Genomic DNA, 17,508 nt, shown 5'->3' with positions numbered 1-17,508 from the left:
TCCGCCGGGAGCCGCCATGGCCGACGACCTGCGGCGATCCGTAGCTTCGACGTATCACAAACGTACGTACGAGGAGAGGCCGGGCGATGGCACTGCGACGGGGCAAGCGGCGGAACACACCGGCCGAGGTCGCCGAGGGCGACCCCGGCTGGGCCGTCGAGCTGCGCGGGGTGCGGCGCCAGTACGGGCGCGGCGGCTCGGCCGTGCACGCCCTGCGGGGGATCGACATCGCGCTGCCGCGCGGCAGCTTCACAGCGGTGATGGGGCCCTCGGGTTCGGGCAAGTCGACGTTCCTCCAGTGCGCGGCGGGGCTCGACCGGCCCACCGACGGGTCGGTGCGGCTCGGCGGGACCGAGATCACGGGCATGAGCGAGAACAAGCTGACCGAGCTGCGCCGGGCCCGCCTCGGCTTCGTCTTCCAGGCGTTCAACCTGCTGCCGTCGCTGACGGTCGAGCAGAACGTGGTGCTGCCGATGCGCCTCGCCGGGCGGCGCCCGGACCGGCGCCGGGCGGAGGAACTGCTGGGGCAGGTGGGGCTCGCGGGCAAGGGGCGGCGACGGCCCGGGGAGCTGTCCGGCGGGCAGCAGCAGCGCGTGGCGATCGCCCGCGCGCTGGTGACCCGGCCGGACGTGGTCTTCGCGGACGAGCCCACGGGCGCGCTGGACACCACGACGGCCGCCGAGGTGCTGACCCTGCTGCGGAACGCCGTCGACGGCATGGGCGCCACCGTCGTCATGGTCACCCACGACCCCGGCGCCGCCGCCTACGCCGACCAGGTCCTCTTCCTCGCGGACGGATCGATCGTCGACGCCCTCACCCGCGCCTCGGCGGCGGACATCGCCTCCCGGATGCGTTCCCTGACCGCCCGGCCCACCGCCGCGTACGCCGGAACGGCGGCCTGATGCGCACCAACGGCCTCGCCCGCGCGGCGCTCCGCTTCAAGCCGTCCGCGTTCGCCGGGACCTTTATCGCCCTGTTCATGGCCGCGATGATCGTCTCCGCGTGCGGGATCCTGCTGGAGACCGGGGTGCGCGCGTCCGTCCCCGCCGAGCGGTACGCGGGCGCCCCCGTGATCGCAGCCGCCGACCAGCGGGCCCACTACACCACCGGCAGCGGCGAGAACCGGGAGACCGAGTCCGTCGCACTGCCCGACAAGGCCCGCCTCGACGCCGCCCTCACCGCCCGCGCGGCCTCGGCCCCCGGCGCCGCCACCGCGATCGCCGACGTCTCCTTTCCGGTACGGACGCGGGGGACGCCCGGTACCGCCCACGGCTGGGGCTCGACCGCCTTCACCGGTGAGGAACTCACCTCCGGCACCCCGCCCCGCACCGGTGAGGTGGTGACCGGCGACGGCGCCTCCACCGGACAGCGCGTGACCGTCGACACCCCCTCCGGCAAGCGGCAGTTCACGGTGTCCGGCACCACCAGGAGCCCCGGCACGGTGTGGTTCGCCGACACCCAGGCCCTCGCCCTGTCCGGGCACCCCGGCAAGGCCGACGCCATCGCCGTACTGCCCAGGGACGGTGTGGGCGCCTCCGCGCTCGCCGCCCAGGTCGCCCAGCGGCTCGGGGACGCGGCCGAGGTCCACACCGGCGACGACCGCGGCGCCGTCGAGACGCCGGGCCTGGCCTACGCCAAGGAGATGCTGACCGCGCTGGGCGGCTCCTTCGGCGGCATGGCCACGGCCGTCGCCGTCTTCACCGCCGCCGGGACCGTCACCCTCTCGGTGGGCCAGCGCCGCCGCGAGTACGCCCTGCTGCGCGCCATCGGCGCGACCCCGCGCCAGATCCGGCGCACCATCGCCACCGAGACCCTGCTCGTCGCCCCGCTCGCGGGGGCGCTCGGCTGCCTGCCGGGCGTGGCGCTGGCGACCTGGTGGTTCGGCCAGCTCCGGGACAAGGGGGCGGTCCCGGCGGCCGTGGAGCTGTCGGTGTCGTGGATCCCGATGGCGGCGGCGGCCGGCGCGGCCGTGCTGACCTCGTTCCTCTCCGGCTGTCTGGCGGCCCGCCGCCCCTCGCGCGTCAAGCCCGGCGAGGCCCTGCGGGACGCGTCGGTGGAGCGGCTGCGGCCCGGCTGGATCCGTACGCCGCTGGGCGTGGCGGCCCTGGGCGGCGGCATCGCGCTCTCGGGGGTGGCCGCCGCCGAGAAGGGCGAGGACGCCGCCAACGCGGCCCTGGGCGTGGTCATGCTGTTCATGCTGGCCGTGGCGCTGCTCGGCCCGCTGATCGCCCGGGCCTGCGCGGGACTCTTCGGGCTTCCGCTGCGCGCGGCGGGCGCCCCGGCCTCCCTCGCGGCGGCCAACTCCCGTACCAACGCCCGTCGACTGGCCTCCGCGATCACCCCGATCGTGCTGGCGACGGCGTTCTCCTCCACCCTCGTCTTCCTGCACACCAGCGAGGACCGCGTCACCGAGAAGCAGCAGCGGGCCGGTCTCGTCGCGGACCGCGTCGTCACCGGTCCGGACGGCCTGGCCTCGGACGCCGTGGCCAGGGCGAAGGCGATGCCGGGTGTCGACACGGCGGTGGGCCTGACCCGCACGTCCGTACTGGTCCACTCCGGCGGCAGCCTCCAGCCGGTCTCCACCCAGGGCTTCACCGGCACGGGCGCCGACCTGGCCCGCGTCCAGGACCTGGGCGTGCGCAAGGGCTCCCTGGACGCCCTGGTGCCCGGCACGGTCGCCCTCGACCAGACCCTCGCCCGGGACCTGAAGGCTCCCGTCGGAAGCCGTCTCGCCCTCCTCCTGCCCGACGGCGCCAAGGCGTCCCCGAGGGTCGTGGCCACGTACGCGAGGGGCCTGGGCCTGTCCCAGGTGACGCTTGCGCAGAGTGACCTGGCGCCCCACACCACCACCGTGGGCGCCCCCACGGAACTCCTCCTCAAGGGCGCCGTCCGCCCCGCCGCGCTGGCACCGCTCGGCACGGTCACGGACGCGGCGGGCTACGCCACGGCCAAGAGCCTGGACCGCGAGCTGAACGCCTGGGCCAACACCACCATGGCGGCCGTCCTCGGCGGCTTCGCGGCCGTCGCCGCGGCGAACACGCTGGTCATGACCGTCCTGGACCGCCGCCGCGAGCTCGGCACCCTGCGCCTGATCGGCACCACCCGCCGCCAGGTCCTGGGCATGGTCCGCTGGGAGGCGCTGCTGGTGACCTCGGCGGGCCTGGTGCTCGGCACCGCGATCGCGCTGGCCACCCTCTTCCCCATGACCAACGGCCTGACCGGCGAGAACCCCTACATCCCGCCCGTCCTGTACGGCTCGCTCGCCGTCGGCGTCCTGGGCCTGGGCCTCGCCTCCACGGCGCTCCCCGCCCGCGCGGCCCTACGCTGAGCGGCATGCTCACACTCCCCGAGGTCGAGGCCGTCGCACGGGCGGCCCACGCCGCCCAGACCGACAAGGCGGGCCGCCCCTACACCGAACACCTGGCGGCCGTGGCCGAGGGCGTACGCGCGCGTGGCGGCAGCGAGGCGCAGATCGCCGCGGCCTGGCTGCACGACGCGGTGGAGGACGCGGCCTTGGCGCCGAGCTGGCTGGAGGAGGCGGAACTCGCGCCCGGGGTGCGGGAGATGGTGAGGGCGCTCACCAAGGAGCCCGGCGAGGGCCTGGAGGCGTACACGGCCAGGATCCTCGCCACCCCGGGCGCGCTGCTGGTCAAGGAGGCGGACCTGGCCCACAACGCGGACCCGGCCCGCCTCGCCGTCCTCGACCCGGCCACCCGTGTCCGCCTCACCCGCAAGTACGCCACCGTCCGCGCGCTCCTGGAACTCCCGGACCCGCACGCACGTTTGGGGTGATGCATACCTTGGCTATGTGTCAGGCGGCAGGACCTGGAGGGGTGTTGGTGGCACGATGGACCCTGCGGGGTGTGCTCGGCGGCACACTCCGGGCCGGCAAGGCGGACCGACCAAGGGTGTGATCAGTTGTGGCCATTTCACTGTCTGTGGTGCTGCTGTTGGCGATCGTCCTCGTGGTGATGATCCGCGGCGGCTCCATCAAGACCGGCCCGGCCATAGTCGCCGCGCTCTTCGGTTTCTTCATGGCGTCGACCGGAATGGCGCCGTCGATACAGCGCTTCCTGAACTCGCTCGCGGACACGATCAACCAGATCAAGTTCTGAGCGGACGGGGTTCTCGCGACGCGCTCGGGGAGACCCGGGAAACACCTCGGGCCCGATGAGACTGGTCACCGGGCCCGAGGGGTGGAGCGGGCGACGGGAATCGAACCCGCGTAGCTAGTTTGGAAGACTAGGGCTCTACCATTGAGCTACGCCCGCGTGCGCCGCGCCGCAGGTCGGCGAGGACCGCGGCACGAAGAGCATCGTAGCGGGTCACCCCCCACGCGCGCACACCGCGTCCGGCCACGCGGCCCGCCGTGGAAAGCGGCCGACGTATTCCTCGCGGGCATGTACCCTACGTGTCGCACCGACGGGGTGTGGCGCAGCTTGGTAGCGCGTCCGCTTTGGGAGCGGAAGGCCGTGGGTTCAAATCCCGCCACCCCGACCAGCGCCCGGCAGGATCTCCGGCACGATCTTCGGAGCGCGCCGTGCGCGATCTCCGCGCACAAGATCACATTGTGGGTGACATCCCGCTTGCGGTTACTATGCAAGCTGCGTGCCCGTGTGTCTGATGAATCCGATGAACCGGGCCCGATCCGCCCGCGGCCGTCGGCCACCGGGTAGAACCCCCCAGAAGTCAGCCACAAGGAGACCGAACCGTGAAGAGCGCCGTGGAGACCCTGAACCCGACTCGGGTTCGGCTCACTGTCGAGGTGCCCTTCGAGGAGCTCAAGGACAGCCTCGACGCGGCGTACAAGAAGATCAACCAGCAGGTCACGGTCAAGGGCTTCCGCAAGGGCAAGATCCCGGCCCGCGTCATCGACCAGCGGTTCGGCCGTGGTGCTGTGCTGGAGGAGGCCGTCAACGACGCCCTCCCGAAGTTCTACACCGAGGCGGTCACCGAGGCCGAGCTGAACCCGCTGGGCCAGCCCGAGGTCGACATCACGGAGCTGAAGGACGGCGAGACGCTGAACTTCACCGCCGAGGTCGACATCCGCCCGACCATCGAGATCCCGGACTACTCGGGCATCGAGGTCACTGTCGACGCCGTCGAGGTCTCCGACGAGGACGTCGAGAAGGCCGTCTCCGACCTGCGTGAGCGCTTCGCCTCGACCTCCCCGGTCGAGCGCGCCGCCCAGGACGGCGACGTCGTGACGATCGACCTGGAGGCCAAGGTCGACGGCGAGGTCCTGGAGGACGGCGTCGCCGAGGGTGTCTCGTACACCATCGGCTCCGGCGAGCTCCTCGACGGCATCGACGAGGCCGTCAAGGGCCTGGAGGCCGGTGGCGAGGCCACCTTCACCTCCCAGCTCAAGGGCGGCTCGGCCGAGGGCAAGGACGCCGAGGTCACCGTCAAGGTCACCCAGGTCGCCGCGCGCGAACTGCCGGAGCTGGACGACGACTTCGCGCAGCTCGCCTCCGAGTTCGACACCCTCGACGAGCTCAAGGCCGACAGCCGCAAGCGCCTGGAGAACATGAAGCAGTTCGACCAGGCCACCCAGGCCCAGGAGCGCGTGCTCGACGAGCTGCTGAAGATCACCGAGGTCCCGATCCCCGAGAAGCTCCTCGCGGACGAGATCCAGACCCGCAAGCACAACCTCGAGCACCACCAGCTCGGCCAGATGGGCCTCGACCTCGCCAAGTACCTGGAGATCCAGGGCAAGACGCAGGAAGAGTTCGACGCCGAGACCGAGGAAGCGGCCGTCAAGGGCATCAAGACGCAGTTCATCCTCGACGAGCTCGTCAACAAGGAGAAGCTGAACGTCAACCAGGAGGAGCTCACCGAGCACCTGGTGCGCCGTGCCGCCTCCTCCGGCATGTCCCCCGACCAGTTCGCCCAGGCCGTCGTCGAGGGCGGCCAGGTGCCGATGCTCGTCGGCGAGGTCGCCCGCGGCAAGGCGCTGGCCGTGGTCGTCGAGTCCGCCAAGGTGGTCGACACCAACGGTGAGGTCGTCGACCTGGAGGACGACGAGGACGAGGCCGCCGAGGCCGGCGAGACGGAGGCCGTGGAGGCCGACGCCGACGCCGAGGAGAAGACCGAGGCCTGAGCCTCGGCCGCACCTCGTAGGGCAGGCACCGCCTGACCACGTACGACGTACGCAGGGAGGGCCCGCGACGCAGCCGCGTCCGGGCCCTTTCGCGTACCCGCCCCGGGCCCGCGTCCCCGCCGCCCGTGGCCGGATCCGCACGGGCCCGCGCTTCAACCACCTTGCGCTCCGAGCGAACAGTTCGGGAACCGGGATGGCGTTGTCCTACCTGCGCGTTAGGGTCCATGAATACGGGGGTGGAGTCAGCCGGTGACGAGTCGGCCCCAAAGGCCCCACCCTCTGAACGAAGACGCTGAGACGGTTGAAGCCGTCAGAGACGAGCAGGTGGATACGTGACGAATCTGATGCCTTACGCCGCCGGCGAGCCGTCCCTCGGTGGTGGCCTCGGCGACCATGTCTACAACCGGCTGCTCAACGAGCGCATCATCTTCCTCGGCCAGCAGGTCGACGACGACATCGCGAACAAGATCACGGCGCAGCTGCTCCTCCTGGCCGCCGAGCCGGAGAAGGACATCTACCTCTACATCAACAGCCCCGGCGGCTCGGTGACGGCCGGCATGGCGATCTACGACACCATGCAGTACATCCCGAACGACGTGGTCACGATCGGTATGGGCATGGCGGCCTCGATGGGCCAGTTCCTGCTCACCGGCGGCGCCGCCGGCAAGCGCTTCGCCCTGCCGAACACCGACATCCTGATGCACCAGGGCTCCGCCGGCATCGGCGGCACCGCCTCGGACATCAAGATCCAGGCCGAGTACCTGCTGCGTACGAAGACGCGCATGGCGGAGATCACCGCCCGCCACTCGGGCCAGACGGTCGAGACGATCATCCGCGACGGCGACCGCGACCGCTGGTACACGGCGGAAGAGGCCAAGGAGTACGGCCTCATCGACGACATCATGGCCCACGCGGCCGGTGTTCCGGGCGGCGGCGGCACCGGGGCCTGAACCCCGTCCCCCGGCTCCTGGCGAGCCGGGGACCCCAGCCCCGGCCCCGAAGCCCCCGAGCCCCACCGAACGCCACCAGGATGGTGAACCCCGACATGCAGAACAACCTCTCCGCAAGCGGCCTCTACACCGGCCCGCAGGTGGACAACCGCTACATCGTGCCGCGCTTCGTCGAGCGCACCTCGCAGGGCGTGCGCGAGTACGACCCGTACGCGAAGCTGTTCGAGGAGCGCGTGATCTTCCTCGGCGTGCAGATCGACGACGCCTCCGCCAACGACGTCATGGCGCAGCTGCTGTGCCTGGAGTCGATGGACCCGGACCGCGACATCTCGATCTACATCAACAGCCCCGGCGGCTCGTTCACGGCCCTCACGGCCATCTACGACACGATGCAGTTCGTGAAGCCCGACATCCAGACCGTCTGCATGGGCCAGGCGGCCTCCGCCGCCGCCGTGCTGCTCGCCGCGGGCACCCCCGGCAAGCGCATGGCCCTGCCCAACGCGCGCGTGCTGATCCACCAGCCGTCCTCGCAGACCGGCCGCGAGCAGCTCTCCGACCTGGAGATCGCGGCCAACGAGATCCTGCGCATGCGCAGCCAGCTGGAGGAGATGCTCGCCAAGCACTCCACCACGCCCATCGAGAAGATCCGGGACGACATCGAGCGGGACAAGATCCTCACCGCCGAGGACGCCCTGGCGTACGGCCTGGTCGACCAGATCGTGTCGACCCGCAAGACGACGTCGGCCGCGGCCGCCTGACGCAGCCGGATCCCCTGGCGCGGCGCACTCGGACGGTTCCCGTCGAAGTGAACCGCGCCAAGGGGGGCCCGAACGGGGGGCCAGGCAAGGTACCGTCGGATATGAGGCACCAGGAGCCGCTGAACGTGGCGTCTCCCAGGCGAAGGGGAAGCACCTCGTGGCACGCATCGGTGATGGCGGCGACCTGCTCAAGTGCTCGTTCTGCGGCAAGAGCCAGAAGCAGGTGAAGAAGCTCATCGCAGGCCCCGGTGTGTACATCTGCGACGAGTGCATCGATCTCTGCAACGAGATCATCGAGGAGGAGCTCGCGGAGTCCTCCGAGGTGCGGTGGGAGGAACTGCCCAAGCCGCGCGAGATCTACGAGTTCCTGGAGAGCTACGTGGTGGGCCAGGAGCCCGCCAAGAAGGCGCTCTCCGTGGCGGTCTACAACCACTACAAGCGCGTCCAGGCCGGTGAGAACGGCGGCGGGACGGGTCGTGACGACGCCATCGAGCTCGCCAAGTCCAACATCCTGCTGCTCGGCCCCACCGGCTCGGGCAAGACCCTCCTCGCCCAGACCCTCGCCCGGATGCTGAACGTCCCGTTCGCCATCGCGGACGCGACGGCGCTGACGGAGGCGGGGTACGTGGGCGAGGACGTCGAGAACATCCTCCTCAAGCTCATCCAGGCCGCCGACTACGACGTCAAGAAGGCCGAGACGGGCATCATCTACATCGACGAGATCGACAAGGTGGCCCGCAAGAGCGAGAACCCGTCGATCACGCGTGATGTGTCGGGCGAGGGTGTCCAGCAGGCGCTCCTGAAGATCTTGGAGGGCACGACGGCCTCCGTCCCGCCCCAGGGCGGGCGCAAGCACCCGCACCAGGAGTTCATCCAGATCGACACGACGAACGTGCTGTTCATCGTGGGTGGCGCCTTCGCGGGCCTGGAGAAGATCATCGAGTCCCGGGCCGGGGCGAAGGGCATCGGCTTCGGCGCGACGATCCGCTCCAAGCGGGAGATCGAGGCGAGCGACCAGTTCCAGGAGGTCATGCCGGAGGACCTGGTGAAGTTCGGGATGATCCCCGAGTTCATCGGCCGTCTCCCCGTCCTGACCTCCGTGCACAACCTCGACCGCGAGGCGCTCCTGCAGATCCTCGTCGAGCCGCGCAACGCGCTGGTCAAGCAGTACCAGCGCCTGTTCGAACTCGACGGCGTGGAGCTGGACTTCGACCGCCCGGCCCTGGAGGCCATCGCCGACCAGGCGATCCTGCGCGGCACGGGGGCACGCGGTCTGCGCGCGATCATGGAGGAAGTCCTGATGTCGGTGATGTACGAGGTCCCGTCCCGCAAGGACGTGGCCCGCGTCGTCATCACCTCGGACGTGGTCCACAACAACGTCAACCCGACGCTGGTGCCGCGGGAGCCGCGCATCGTGAAGAACGACGGGCGGCACGAGAAGTCGGCGTAGCCGACCTCTGTGACGCGAAAGGGCGCCCGCCGATTGGAGGTCCAACCGGGGGGCGCCCTTTCGTAAGGTGCCTCAAAGCAGCCGAAGGTGAGCCCGCTCGGCTGCTTGTCATCTCACGCGACCGTGCATGCCTCATCTGCCACACCAGAGGGCACCCGCAGCTTTTGGAGCCCCGCGATGCAGTAAGGGTTGGGCATGGCGGCGAACGAGCCGCTGCCAATCGCGTGATTCCGGCACGCGGCCTGCGTCTTCGAGCCAACCGGGAATCCCGCTCGCTCCACGACCTTCACACACTCGTCCGTCACCGCCGATGCCGGTGTGGCTATGAGCAGGGATGCGGCGGCAGTCGTGGACGCCAGGGCCATCGTCGTCAGGACACGCCGTGTTGCGCGCAGCACAAGAACACTCCTCGTCACAAAGGGGAAATCGCCCGGTCAGTCCGGAACGCGCCCTAGTTGATCATGACGGGTTCATGACCTTCAACGGCTTAAGGCCGGATTGGCTCGATCGTGCCGTTCGCGCCTGGGTGATCGAGGAAAACAAAGGGCGCCGGACGGGTTTTCCGTCTGGCGCCCTTGGCAAGTTTGCGTCGCGAGCTACTTCACAGGAACCCGCACGTCCTTGCGGACCTTCGCCGTCGTCTCCGCGTTCTCGTCGAGCGAGACGCCCGACGTGCCGGCCAGGAGCGCGGCCGGGTCGATCAGGGTGACCATACCGAGGGTGCTGTGGTCGGCCCAGATGCACACGGGGAACTCCAGATCCTTGCCCCCGGTGCTCTTACTGCCCGTGATCTTCGCGGACTGGCACTTCATGACGGCCCCTTCGAGGCCCGCCGGGGACTTGGTCTCCGGGCTGCCGACGAAGGTGCCCTTGTCGTCCTTGTCCTTCTCCGCGCTCTTCTTGATCTGCGCGAAGACGGCATCGATCGACTTCTCCGGGTCCGCGATCTGGCCGTAGACGCCGTTGAAGCTCATCTGCTTGGCCGGCGTGCCACTCGACGCCTTGTAACTCGCCTTGACCGTCGCCGGGTTCTTGATACCCGCCTCCTCGAAGTCCTTCTTGTCCTTCTCGGTGGTCTTGTCGGACGGGTCCTTCTTGTTGATGCTGTACGCGCCCGCGATCACGCTGTCCGGGGTGATCAGCTTGTGCGCGCCGTCATCGGCAACGCTGCTTCCGCCGTCCTTCGTCATGAAGTACACCCCACCCCCGACCGCCGCGACCGCGACCACGACGGCCGTGATGATCAGGCCCGTCTTCTTCTTGGGCGGGGCCGGCGGCGGCATCATGGGCGCGCCGTACGGGGGCTGCTGGCCGTACTGGGGCTGCTGGGCCGGGTAGCCGTAGCCCTGCTGGGGCGGGACGCCCTGCGGGGGCTGCTGCGGGTAGCCGTAGGCGGGCTGGGGCTGCCCGTACGGCTGCTGGGGCGGCTGCTGACCGTACGGGCCGGGCTGCTGGGGCTGGCCGCCGTACGGGCCCGGCTGGTTGTAGCTCATTGCTGGGAATCCCCCTAGGAATGCTTATCCGATCCCGACATCCTGGCGGACGCCCGCGCGAAGCGGCGTATCGGGGGGCTCACCGTTACCAAACATTCCCGTTTCAGTACCGGCCCGTGACACCCCTAAACTGGGCCCCGTGACCGAGAACACTCAGCAGCAGAACCCAGCGCCCACGACCGAACTGCCGACCCAGTACGCGCCGGCCCAGGTAGAGGGGGAGCTGTACGAGCGCTGGGTGGAGCGCGGTTACTTCGAGGCCGACGCCAAGAGCGACAAGCCTCCGTACACCATCGTCATCCCGCCGCCCAACGTCACCGGCAGCCTGCACCTGGGCCACGCCTTCGAGCACACGCTGATCGACGCCCTCACCCGCCGCAAGCGCATGCAGGGCTACGAGACGCTGTGGCAGCCGGGCATGGACCACGCCGGCATCGCCACCCAGAACGTCGTCGAGCGCGAGCTCGCGAAGGAGGGCAAGTCCCGCCACGACCTGGGCCGTGAGGCGTTCATCGAGCGCGTCTGGCAGTGGAAGGGCGAGTCCGGAGGCCAGATCTCCGGCCAGATGCGGCGCCTCGGCGACGGCGTCGACTGGTCGCGTGAGCGGTTCACCATGGACGAGGGCCTGTCCGAGGCCGTCCAGACCATCTTCAAGAAGCTCTACGACGACGAGCTGATCTACCGCGCCGAGCGCATCATCAACTGGTGCCCGCGCTGTCTGACCGCGATCTCCGACATCGAGGTCGAGTACCAGGACGACGACGGCGAGCTCGTCTCCATCCGGTACGGGGACGGGGACGCCTCCATCGTCGTCGCCACCACCCGCGCCGAGACGATGCTCGGTGACACCGCCGTCGCGGTCCACCCCGAGGACGAGCGCTACCGGCACCTCGTCGGCACCGAGATCGAGCTGCCGCTCACCGGCCGCCGCATCCCGGTCGTCGCGGACGAGCACGTCGACCCCGAGTTCGGCACCGGCGCCGTCAAGGTGACCCCCGCGCACGACCCCAACGACTTCGAGATCGGCCAGCGCCACGGCCTGCCCAACCTCGCCGTCATGGACGAGCACGCGGTCATCACGGTCCACGGCCCCTTCCAGGGCCTGGACCGCCTCGAGGCGCGTTCCGCCATCGTCGCCGCGCTGCGCGCCGAGGGCCGGATCGTCGCCGAGAAGCGTCCGTACACCCACTCCGTCGGCCACTGCTCGCGCTGCAAGACCACCATCGAGCCGCGTCTGTCGATGCAGTGGTGGGTCAAGGTCGGCCCGCTCGCCAAGGCCGCCGGTGACGCGGTCCGCGACGGCAAGGTCAAGATCCACCCGCAGGAGATGGAGAAGCGGTACTTCGACTGGGTCGACAACCTTCACGACTGGTGCATCTCGCGCCAGCTGTGGTGGGGCCACCGCATCCCCGTCTGGTACGGCCCGAACGGCGAGATCGTCTGCGTCGGTCCGGACGAGCAGCCGCCGGCGGGCGAGGGCTGGCGTCAGGACACCGATGTCCTGGACACCTGGTTCTCCTCGGGCCTGTGGCCCTTCTCCACCCTCGGCTGGCCGCAGCAGACCGAGAGCCTCGCGAAGTTCTACCCGAACTCCGTCCTGGTCACCGGCTACGACATCCTCTTCTTCTGGGTCGCCCGGATGATGATGTTCGGTCTGTACGCGATGGACGGCACCCCGCCGTTCCACACCATCGCCCTGCACGGCATGGTCCGCGACCAGTTCGGCAAGAAGATGTCGAAGTCCTTCGGAAACGCGGTCAACCCGCTCGACTGGATGGACACGTACGGCTCCGACGCCGTCCGCTTCACCCTGGCGCGCGGCGCCAACCCGGGTGTGGACGTCCCGATCGGCGAGGACTGGGTCCAGGCGTCCCGCAACTTCGCCAACAAGATCTGGAACGCGACGCGCTTCGCGCTGATGAACGGCGCCACCGTCGAGGGCGAACTGCCGCCCGTCGAGCAGCTGTCGGCGGTCGACCGCTGGATCCTGTCGCGGCTCAACAAGACCGTGGCCGAGGTCGACGGCCTCTACGAGGACTACCAGTTCTCGAAGCTGTCCGAGGCCCTCTACCACTTCGCCTGGGACGAGGTCTTCGACTGGTACGTCGAGCTCTCCAAGACCACGTTCTTCGAGGGCGGCGAGCCGGCGAAGGTCTCCGGCCGGGTCCTCGGCGAGGTCCTGGACGTCACCCTGCGGCTGCTGCACCCCGTCGTCCCCTTCGTCACCGACACCCTGTGGACGACGCTGACCGGCGGCGAGTCGCTCGTCATCGCCGAGTGGCCGAGCGACAGCGGCTTCCGCGACGAGGCCGCCGAGCGGGAGATCGAGCTGGTCCAGCAGGTCGTCACCGAGGTCCGCCGGTTCCGTTCGGACCAGGGGCTCCAGCCCGGGCAGAAGGTCCCGGCCGAGCTGACCCTGGACGGTACGGCGCTGGCCCCGCACGAGGCGGCCATCCGTCAGCTGCTCCGCCTCCAGCCGGCCGGCGAGGGCTTCCACGCCACCGCCTCCCTGCCGGTCGCGGGCGCGACCGTTGCGCTGGACCTGTCCGGCACGATCGACGTCGCGGCCGAGCGCAAGCGCCTGGCCAAGGACCTCGCGGCGGCCGAGAAGGAGAAGGCGCAGGCGAACGGCAAGCTCGGCAACGAGGCGTTCCTGGCGAAGGCGCCGGACAACGTGGTCGACAAGATCCGTACGCGCCTTGCCAAGGCCGAGGCGGACATCGAGCGGATCACGACGCAGCTGGCGAACCTGCCGCAGGCGTAGCGGAGGCCGTGTGCGGGGGCCCCGGACCGTCGTACGGTCCGGGGCCCCTTCGCGTGCGCGCCCCGCCTCGCGCGCCGGTGGGGCGGGCTCCGTGGGTCACATCACGCCCCCGGTCGCCGCAAAGGGGCGAAATGCGGCCATCCGGGGCCGAAAGACTGTGCATGATGGAGGACATGTCCGCCCCGTCCCCCGCCTCCGCGCTGCGTCGTGCCCTGGGGGACGAGCGGGCGCTGGACGTGCTGATCGCGACGGCCGCGTTCGCGCTGATGATCATCGATGTGCCGGGCCTGGCGGCGGCGGACAACTCCCTGACCGGGGCCACGGTGCCACCGGTACTGGCGGCGGGCTCGGCGACGCTGCTGCTGCGCCGCAGATGGCCGTGGGCGCCGTATCCGGCAGCGCTGCTCTTCCTCGGGTGGCTGCACCAGCTCACCCTGATCCAGTTCGCGCTGTACTCGCTCGGCCGCTTCCGGGGGCGGCGTACGGCGGTGGTGGCGACCGTGCTGTACGTGGCGGTGGCGTGCGGGCTCTACAGCGTCCCCGGCTGGCTGGGGTACCGGGAGACGCTCAGCTCGTTCCTGAGCATCGTGGTGCCGGTGGGGGTGCTGTCGTCGGCGGTGGGAGTCGCCGCGTACCGCCAGGACCTGGTCCGCGAGGTGGAGGCGCTCCGGGCGGTGCAGGCGGAGCGGGCGTCGGTGGCGCGGGACGTCCACGACATGGTGGGGCGCGAGCTGACGATGCTGGCGGTGACGGCGGAGGTACGGGCCCGGCGCGCCCTGGGAGGGCCCTATGAGCGGGACTTCGACTCGCTGGCGGAGACGGCGCGGCGGGCGCACCGGATCCTGAACGAGATCCTCGTGACACGGGGGGACGAGCGGCGAGCCACGCCGGGCCTGGAGGGCCTGCCGTCCCTGGCGGCCCAGACGCGCCGGGCCGGGACGCCGGTGACCCTGGACGTCTCCGACCGCGCCCGCGCCCTGTCCCCGTTGCGCCAGGCGGCGGTGTACCGGGTGGTGCGGGAGTGCCTCACGAACGCGGTGAAGCACGCGCCGGGGGAGGCGGTCTCGGTGACGATCGCGGTCCGGGGGGCGGAGCTGACCGTCCACGTCCGCAACGGTGTGCCGTCCACGGCACCGTCGACGGTGCCGGTGTCGTCGGGGACGGGGACGGTGTCCATGCGGGAGTGGGTGGAGGGGGTGGGGGGCGCGCTGTGCACTCGGCGTACGGCGACGTCGTACGAAGTGGAGGCGACGCTGCCGTCCGGACTGACATGACCCCTCGTCCCCGGGGTGGCGGCGCGGGCCCCGCCCGGGCCCGGGTCGGGGAGGGGCTCCGTAGACTGGGGGCGTGACCGAGCAGCCCGACCGCAGCAGCAGCCCCGACGACCCCTTCGACGAGATCGTCGAGGCCGAGACCACCCGCGACCCCGACCTGGCGGTGATCGAGGCCGGCAGCCGCACCCTGCGCACCCACGGCGGCGCCCCGCAGGCCGACCCCGTCCCCGCCCGCCCCGCCGACCCCGAGGTCGACAAGGCGCTGCGCGCGGTCGAGACGGAGCTGGCGACCCGCTGGGGCGAGACCAAGCTGGAGCCCTCCGTCGCCCGTATCGCGGCGCTGATGGACGTCCTGGGCGAGCCCCAGCGCGCGTACCCCTCGATCCACATCACCGGCACCAACGGCAAGACCTCCACCGCCCGCATGATCGAGGCGCTGCTCAACGCCTTCGACCTGCGCACCGGCCGGTACACCTCCCCGCACGTCCAGTCGATCACCGAGCGCATCAGCCTGGACGGCGCGCCGATCGCCGCCGAGCGCTTCATCGAGACGTACGAGGACATCAAGCCGTACGTGGAGATGGTCGACGGGCAGCAGGAGTACCGGCTGTCCTTCTTCGAGGTGCTCACCGGGATGGCGTACGCGGCGTTCGCGGACGCCCCCGTCGACGTGGCCGTCGTCGAGGTCGGCATGGGCGGCAGCTGGGACGCCACCAATGTGATCGACGCCTCCGTGGCCGTCGTCACCCCCATCTCCCTGGACCATACCGACCGCCTCGGCTCCACCCCGGCCGAGATCGCCGTCGAGAAGTCCGGGATCATCAAGCAGGACTCCACCGTCATCCTGGCCCAGCAGCCGGTCGACGCTGCCCAGGTCATGCTGAAGAAGGCCGTCGAGGCGGACGCCACGGTGGCCCGCGAGGGCATGGAGTTCGGGATCGTCGCGCGCGAGGTCGCGGTCGGCGGCCAGCTCCTGACCCTGCGCGGCCTCGGCGGTGAGTACGAGGACGTCTTCCTGCCGCTGTACGGCGCGCACCAGGCGCACAACGCGGTCGTCGCCCTCGCCGCCGTGGAGGCGTTCTTCGGCATCGGCTCCGAGCACGCCCGCCCGCTGGACGTGGAGACCGTCCGCAAGGCGTTCGCCTCGGTGGTCTCGCCCGGGCGCCTGGAGGTGGTGCGCCGCAGCCCCACCGTCGTCCTGGACGCCGCCCACAACCCGGCGGGCGCCCTGGCCACGGCCGAGGGCCTGACCGAGGCGTTCGGCTTCTCGCGGCTGATCGGTGTGGTCGCGGCCAGCGCCGACAAGGACGTCAAGGGCCTCCTGGAGGCCTTCGAGCCGGTCTTCGCCGAGGTCGTCGTGACCGCCAACACCAGCCACCGCTCGATGGACGTCGACGAGCTGGCAGCGGTCGCCGTCGAGGTCTTCGGCGACGAGCGGGTGGTGGTCGAGCCCCGGCTGGACGACGCGCTGGAGGCGGCCATCACCCTGGCGGAGGAAGAGGACGAGTACGCCGGTGCGGGGGTCCTCGTCACCGGTTCCGTGATCACGGTCGGCGAGGCCCGGCTGCTCCTGGGAAGGGGCTGACGCCCGATGCGTACGCTCTGCGCTTCCACCCTCATCGGTGAATTCTTCGTCATCGGGTTCGCCGGTCTGGTCGCCATGAAGGACGACAGCCTCACGGTGTCCACGGTGTGGACGGTCAGCGGTATCGCCATGCTGTTCTCGCTCCTCCTGTGCGGGGTGCTGACCCGTCCCGGCGGCCTCCAGCTGGGCTGGGCGCTCCAGATCGCCCTGATCGCGAGCGGCTTCGTCGTCCCGCACATGTTCTTCCTCGGCGCGGTCTTCGCCGGTCTGTGGTGGGCCTCGATCCACTACGGGCGCCAGGTGGACGCGGCGAAGGCGCGTTTCGCCGCCCAGGCGGCGGAGCCGGAGCCGCAGGCGTAGGCAGTTCGTCCGCGGACCGTGGCGGGTTGCTCGCGCGGTTCCCCGCGCCCCTGCGGGGCGGGACGGGGCCGGTCCGGGTGTCAGCGCCTCCCACGCCCCCTGTAGCCTCGCCTCACCGCACACGTATGCCGCAAGGAGCCGTACACCATGACCCAGCGCACTCTCGTCATCCTCAAGCCCGACGCCGTCCGTCGCGGCCTGATCGGCGAGATCATCGGCCGTATCGAGCGCAAGGCCGGCTGGACCATCCCGGCGATGGAGCTGCGGACCCTGGACCAGGAGACGCTGGAGCAGCACTACGGCGAGCACAAGGGCAAGCCCTTCTACGAGCCGCTGATGGGCTTCATGGCCTCCGGCCCGGTCGTCGTCCTCGTCGTCGAGGGTGAGCGCGTCATCGAGGGTGTGCGCGGCCTCGCGGGCCCCACCGACCCGATCGCCGCCACGCCCGGCTCCATCCGGGGCGACTTCGGCACCATCGTCCGCGAGAACCTCATCCACGCCTCCGACTCCGAGGAGTCGGCCGAACGGGAACTGAAGATCTTCTTCCCGGGTCGCGTCTGACTTCCTGACCGGTTGTCAGCCATATAGCGCTCATGACCTGGGGCGACCGAAGGAATTTCGGTCGCCCTTCGGCATATGCGGGGTGAAGTCGGGAACGCATCGCCCCGACACGTCGTCACCAATAACAGAGGTGGACCAACGCGCCGTGTCCGTGCAGGCGGCACTACGATGGAGCCTCACGCCCACAGCACCCACCTCGCCGACCTAAAAAGC

At 70.5% G+C, this 17,508-nt stretch carries 14 protein-coding genes and 2 tRNA genes; 14 read left to right on the top strand and 2 right to left on the bottom strand.

Going from position 1 to position 17,508, the window contains the following annotated elements; translation table 11 throughout:
• The first annotated feature begins 86 nt into the window (after nt 1–86).
• The 4 genes from ACZ4MU_RS13125 (at nt 87) to ACZ4MU_RS13110 (ending at nt 4,115) form a co-directional block, all read left to right on the top strand.
• Complete coding sequence (locus tag ACZ4MU_RS13125) at nt 87–902, top strand: ABC transporter ATP-binding protein (RefSeq protein ID WP_467874877.1); 816 nt, start codon at nt 87–89, stop codon at nt 900–902.
• On the top strand, nt 902–3,328 hold the full coding sequence (locus tag ACZ4MU_RS13120) for an ABC transporter permease (RefSeq protein ID WP_467874875.1): 2,427 nt from the start codon (nt 902–904) through the stop codon (nt 3,326–3,328). Before ACZ4MU_RS13125 ends, ACZ4MU_RS13120 begins: the two co-directional genes overlap by 1 nt.
• Before the next feature lie 5 nt (nt 3,329–3,333).
• Nucleotides 3,334–3,792 carry an HD domain-containing protein gene (locus ACZ4MU_RS13115; RefSeq protein WP_467874872.1) on the top strand — a complete coding sequence of 153 codons (459 nt, stop codon included), beginning with the start codon at nt 3,334–3,336 and terminating at the stop codon, nt 3,790–3,792.
• A 128-nt stretch (nt 3,793–3,920) separates the two neighbouring features.
• Entirely contained in the window at nt 3,921–4,115 is a 195-nt protein-coding gene (locus ACZ4MU_RS13110; RefSeq protein WP_067159004.1) for a hypothetical protein, read from the top strand.
• Nucleotides 4,116–4,197: 82 nt separating this feature from the next.
• On the opposite strand, the gene ACZ4MU_RS13105 is transcribed toward ACZ4MU_RS13110, so the two are convergent.
• Nucleotides 4,198–4,271 (bottom strand) — tRNA-Gly (locus ACZ4MU_RS13105).
• 152 nt (nt 4,272–4,423) lie between these two features.
• On the opposite strand from ACZ4MU_RS13105, the gene ACZ4MU_RS13100 reads away from it, so the two are divergent.
• The 5 genes from ACZ4MU_RS13100 to clpX all read left to right on the top strand — a co-directional run bounded on the left by ACZ4MU_RS13100 (nt 4,424) and on the right by clpX (nt 9,258).
• Nucleotides 4,424–4,500, top strand: a tRNA-Pro gene (locus ACZ4MU_RS13100).
• 211 nt (nt 4,501–4,711) lie between these two features.
• Nucleotides 4,712–6,100 carry a trigger factor gene (gene tig, locus ACZ4MU_RS13095; RefSeq protein ID WP_467874869.1) on the top strand — a complete coding sequence of 463 codons (1,389 nt, stop codon included), beginning with the start codon at nt 4,712–4,714 and terminating at the stop codon, nt 6,098–6,100.
• A 332-nt stretch (nt 6,101–6,432) separates the two neighbouring features.
• The gene (locus tag ACZ4MU_RS13090) at nt 6,433–7,050 is read left to right on the top strand and encodes an ATP-dependent Clp protease proteolytic subunit (protein ID WP_467874866.1); all 618 of its coding nucleotides are present in this window, start codon (nt 6,433–6,435) and stop codon (nt 7,048–7,050) included.
• A 95-nt stretch (nt 7,051–7,145) separates the two neighbouring features.
• Complete coding sequence (locus ACZ4MU_RS13085) at nt 7,146–7,808, top strand: ATP-dependent Clp protease proteolytic subunit (RefSeq protein WP_101392375.1); 663 nt, start codon at nt 7,146–7,148, stop codon at nt 7,806–7,808.
• A 157-nt stretch (nt 7,809–7,965) separates the two neighbouring features.
• Entirely contained in the window at nt 7,966–9,258 is a 1,293-nt protein-coding gene (gene clpX, locus ACZ4MU_RS13080) for an ATP-dependent Clp protease ATP-binding subunit ClpX (protein ID WP_371652718.1), read from the top strand.
• Between the two features lie 596 nt (nt 9,259–9,854).
• On the opposite strand, the gene ACZ4MU_RS13075 is transcribed toward clpX, so the two are convergent.
• A complete protein-coding gene (locus tag ACZ4MU_RS13075; RefSeq protein WP_467874862.1) occupies nt 9,855–10,751 on the bottom strand; it encodes a hypothetical protein in 897 nt (298 codons plus the stop codon).
• A gap of 139 nt (nt 10,752–10,890) precedes the next feature.
• Here ACZ4MU_RS13075 and ACZ4MU_RS13070 point away from each other — a divergent pair, with 139 nt between their 5' ends.
• The 5 genes from ACZ4MU_RS13070 (at nt 10,891) to ndk (ending at nt 17,295) form a co-directional block, all read left to right on the top strand.
• Nucleotides 10,891–13,515, top strand: coding sequence for a valine--tRNA ligase (locus tag ACZ4MU_RS13070; protein ID WP_467874859.1), 2,625 nt, complete (start codon nt 10,891–10,893; stop codon nt 13,513–13,515).
• 173 nt (nt 13,516–13,688) lie between these two features.
• The gene (locus ACZ4MU_RS13065; protein ID WP_467874857.1) at nt 13,689–14,789 is read left to right on the top strand and encodes a sensor histidine kinase; all 1,101 of its coding nucleotides are present in this window, start codon (nt 13,689–13,691) and stop codon (nt 14,787–14,789) included.
• A gap of 73 nt (nt 14,790–14,862) precedes the next feature.
• A complete protein-coding gene (gene folC / locus ACZ4MU_RS13060) occupies nt 14,863–16,374 on the top strand; it encodes a bifunctional tetrahydrofolate synthase/dihydrofolate synthase (RefSeq protein WP_467874854.1) in 1,512 nt (503 codons plus the stop codon).
• A gap of 6 nt (nt 16,375–16,380) precedes the next feature.
• Complete coding sequence (locus ACZ4MU_RS13055) at nt 16,381–16,734, top strand: DUF4233 domain-containing protein (protein WP_467874851.1); 354 nt, start codon at nt 16,381–16,383, stop codon at nt 16,732–16,734.
• Nucleotides 16,735–16,881: 147 nt separating this feature from the next.
• Nucleotides 16,882–17,295, top strand: coding sequence for a nucleoside-diphosphate kinase (gene ndk, locus ACZ4MU_RS13050; protein WP_358831444.1), 414 nt, complete (start codon nt 16,882–16,884; stop codon nt 17,293–17,295).
• Nucleotides 17,296–17,508: the final 213 nt, after the last annotated feature.

It is taken from the genome of Streptomyces sp. NPDC026377, assembly GCF_055567715.1.
Note: the sequence above shows the minus strand (reverse complement) of the source record. Positions and strands in the feature narration are given on the sequence as shown.

What these genes read in the sequence shown, in the direction of transcription:
- ACZ4MU_RS13055 (WP_467874851.1), top strand. Translation starts at nt 16,381, where the DNA reads ATGCGTACGCTCTGCGCTTCCACCCTCATCGGTGAATTCTTCGTCATC.
- ACZ4MU_RS13065 (WP_467874857.1), top strand. Translation starts at nt 13,689, where the DNA reads ATGTCCGCCCCGTCCCCCGCCTCCGCGCTGCGTCGTGCCCTGGGGGAC.
- ACZ4MU_RS13075 (WP_467874862.1), bottom strand. Translation starts at nt 10,751, where the DNA reads ATGAGCTACAACCAGCCGGGCCCGTACGGCGGCCAGCCCCAGCAGCCC.
- ACZ4MU_RS13125 (WP_467874877.1), top strand. Translation starts at nt 87, where the DNA reads ATGGCACTGCGACGGGGCAAGCGGCGGAACACACCGGCCGAGGTCGCC.
- ACZ4MU_RS13085 (WP_101392375.1), top strand. Translation starts at nt 7,146, where the DNA reads ATGCAGAACAACCTCTCCGCAAGCGGCCTCTACACCGGCCCGCAGGTG.
- ACZ4MU_RS13120 (WP_467874875.1), top strand. Translation starts at nt 902, where the DNA reads ATGCGCACCAACGGCCTCGCCCGCGCGGCGCTCCGCTTCAAGCCGTCC.
- ndk (WP_358831444.1), top strand. Translation starts at nt 16,882, where the DNA reads ATGACCCAGCGCACTCTCGTCATCCTCAAGCCCGACGCCGTCCGTCGC.
- ACZ4MU_RS13115 (WP_467874872.1), top strand. Translation starts at nt 3,334, where the DNA reads ATGCTCACACTCCCCGAGGTCGAGGCCGTCGCACGGGCGGCCCACGCC.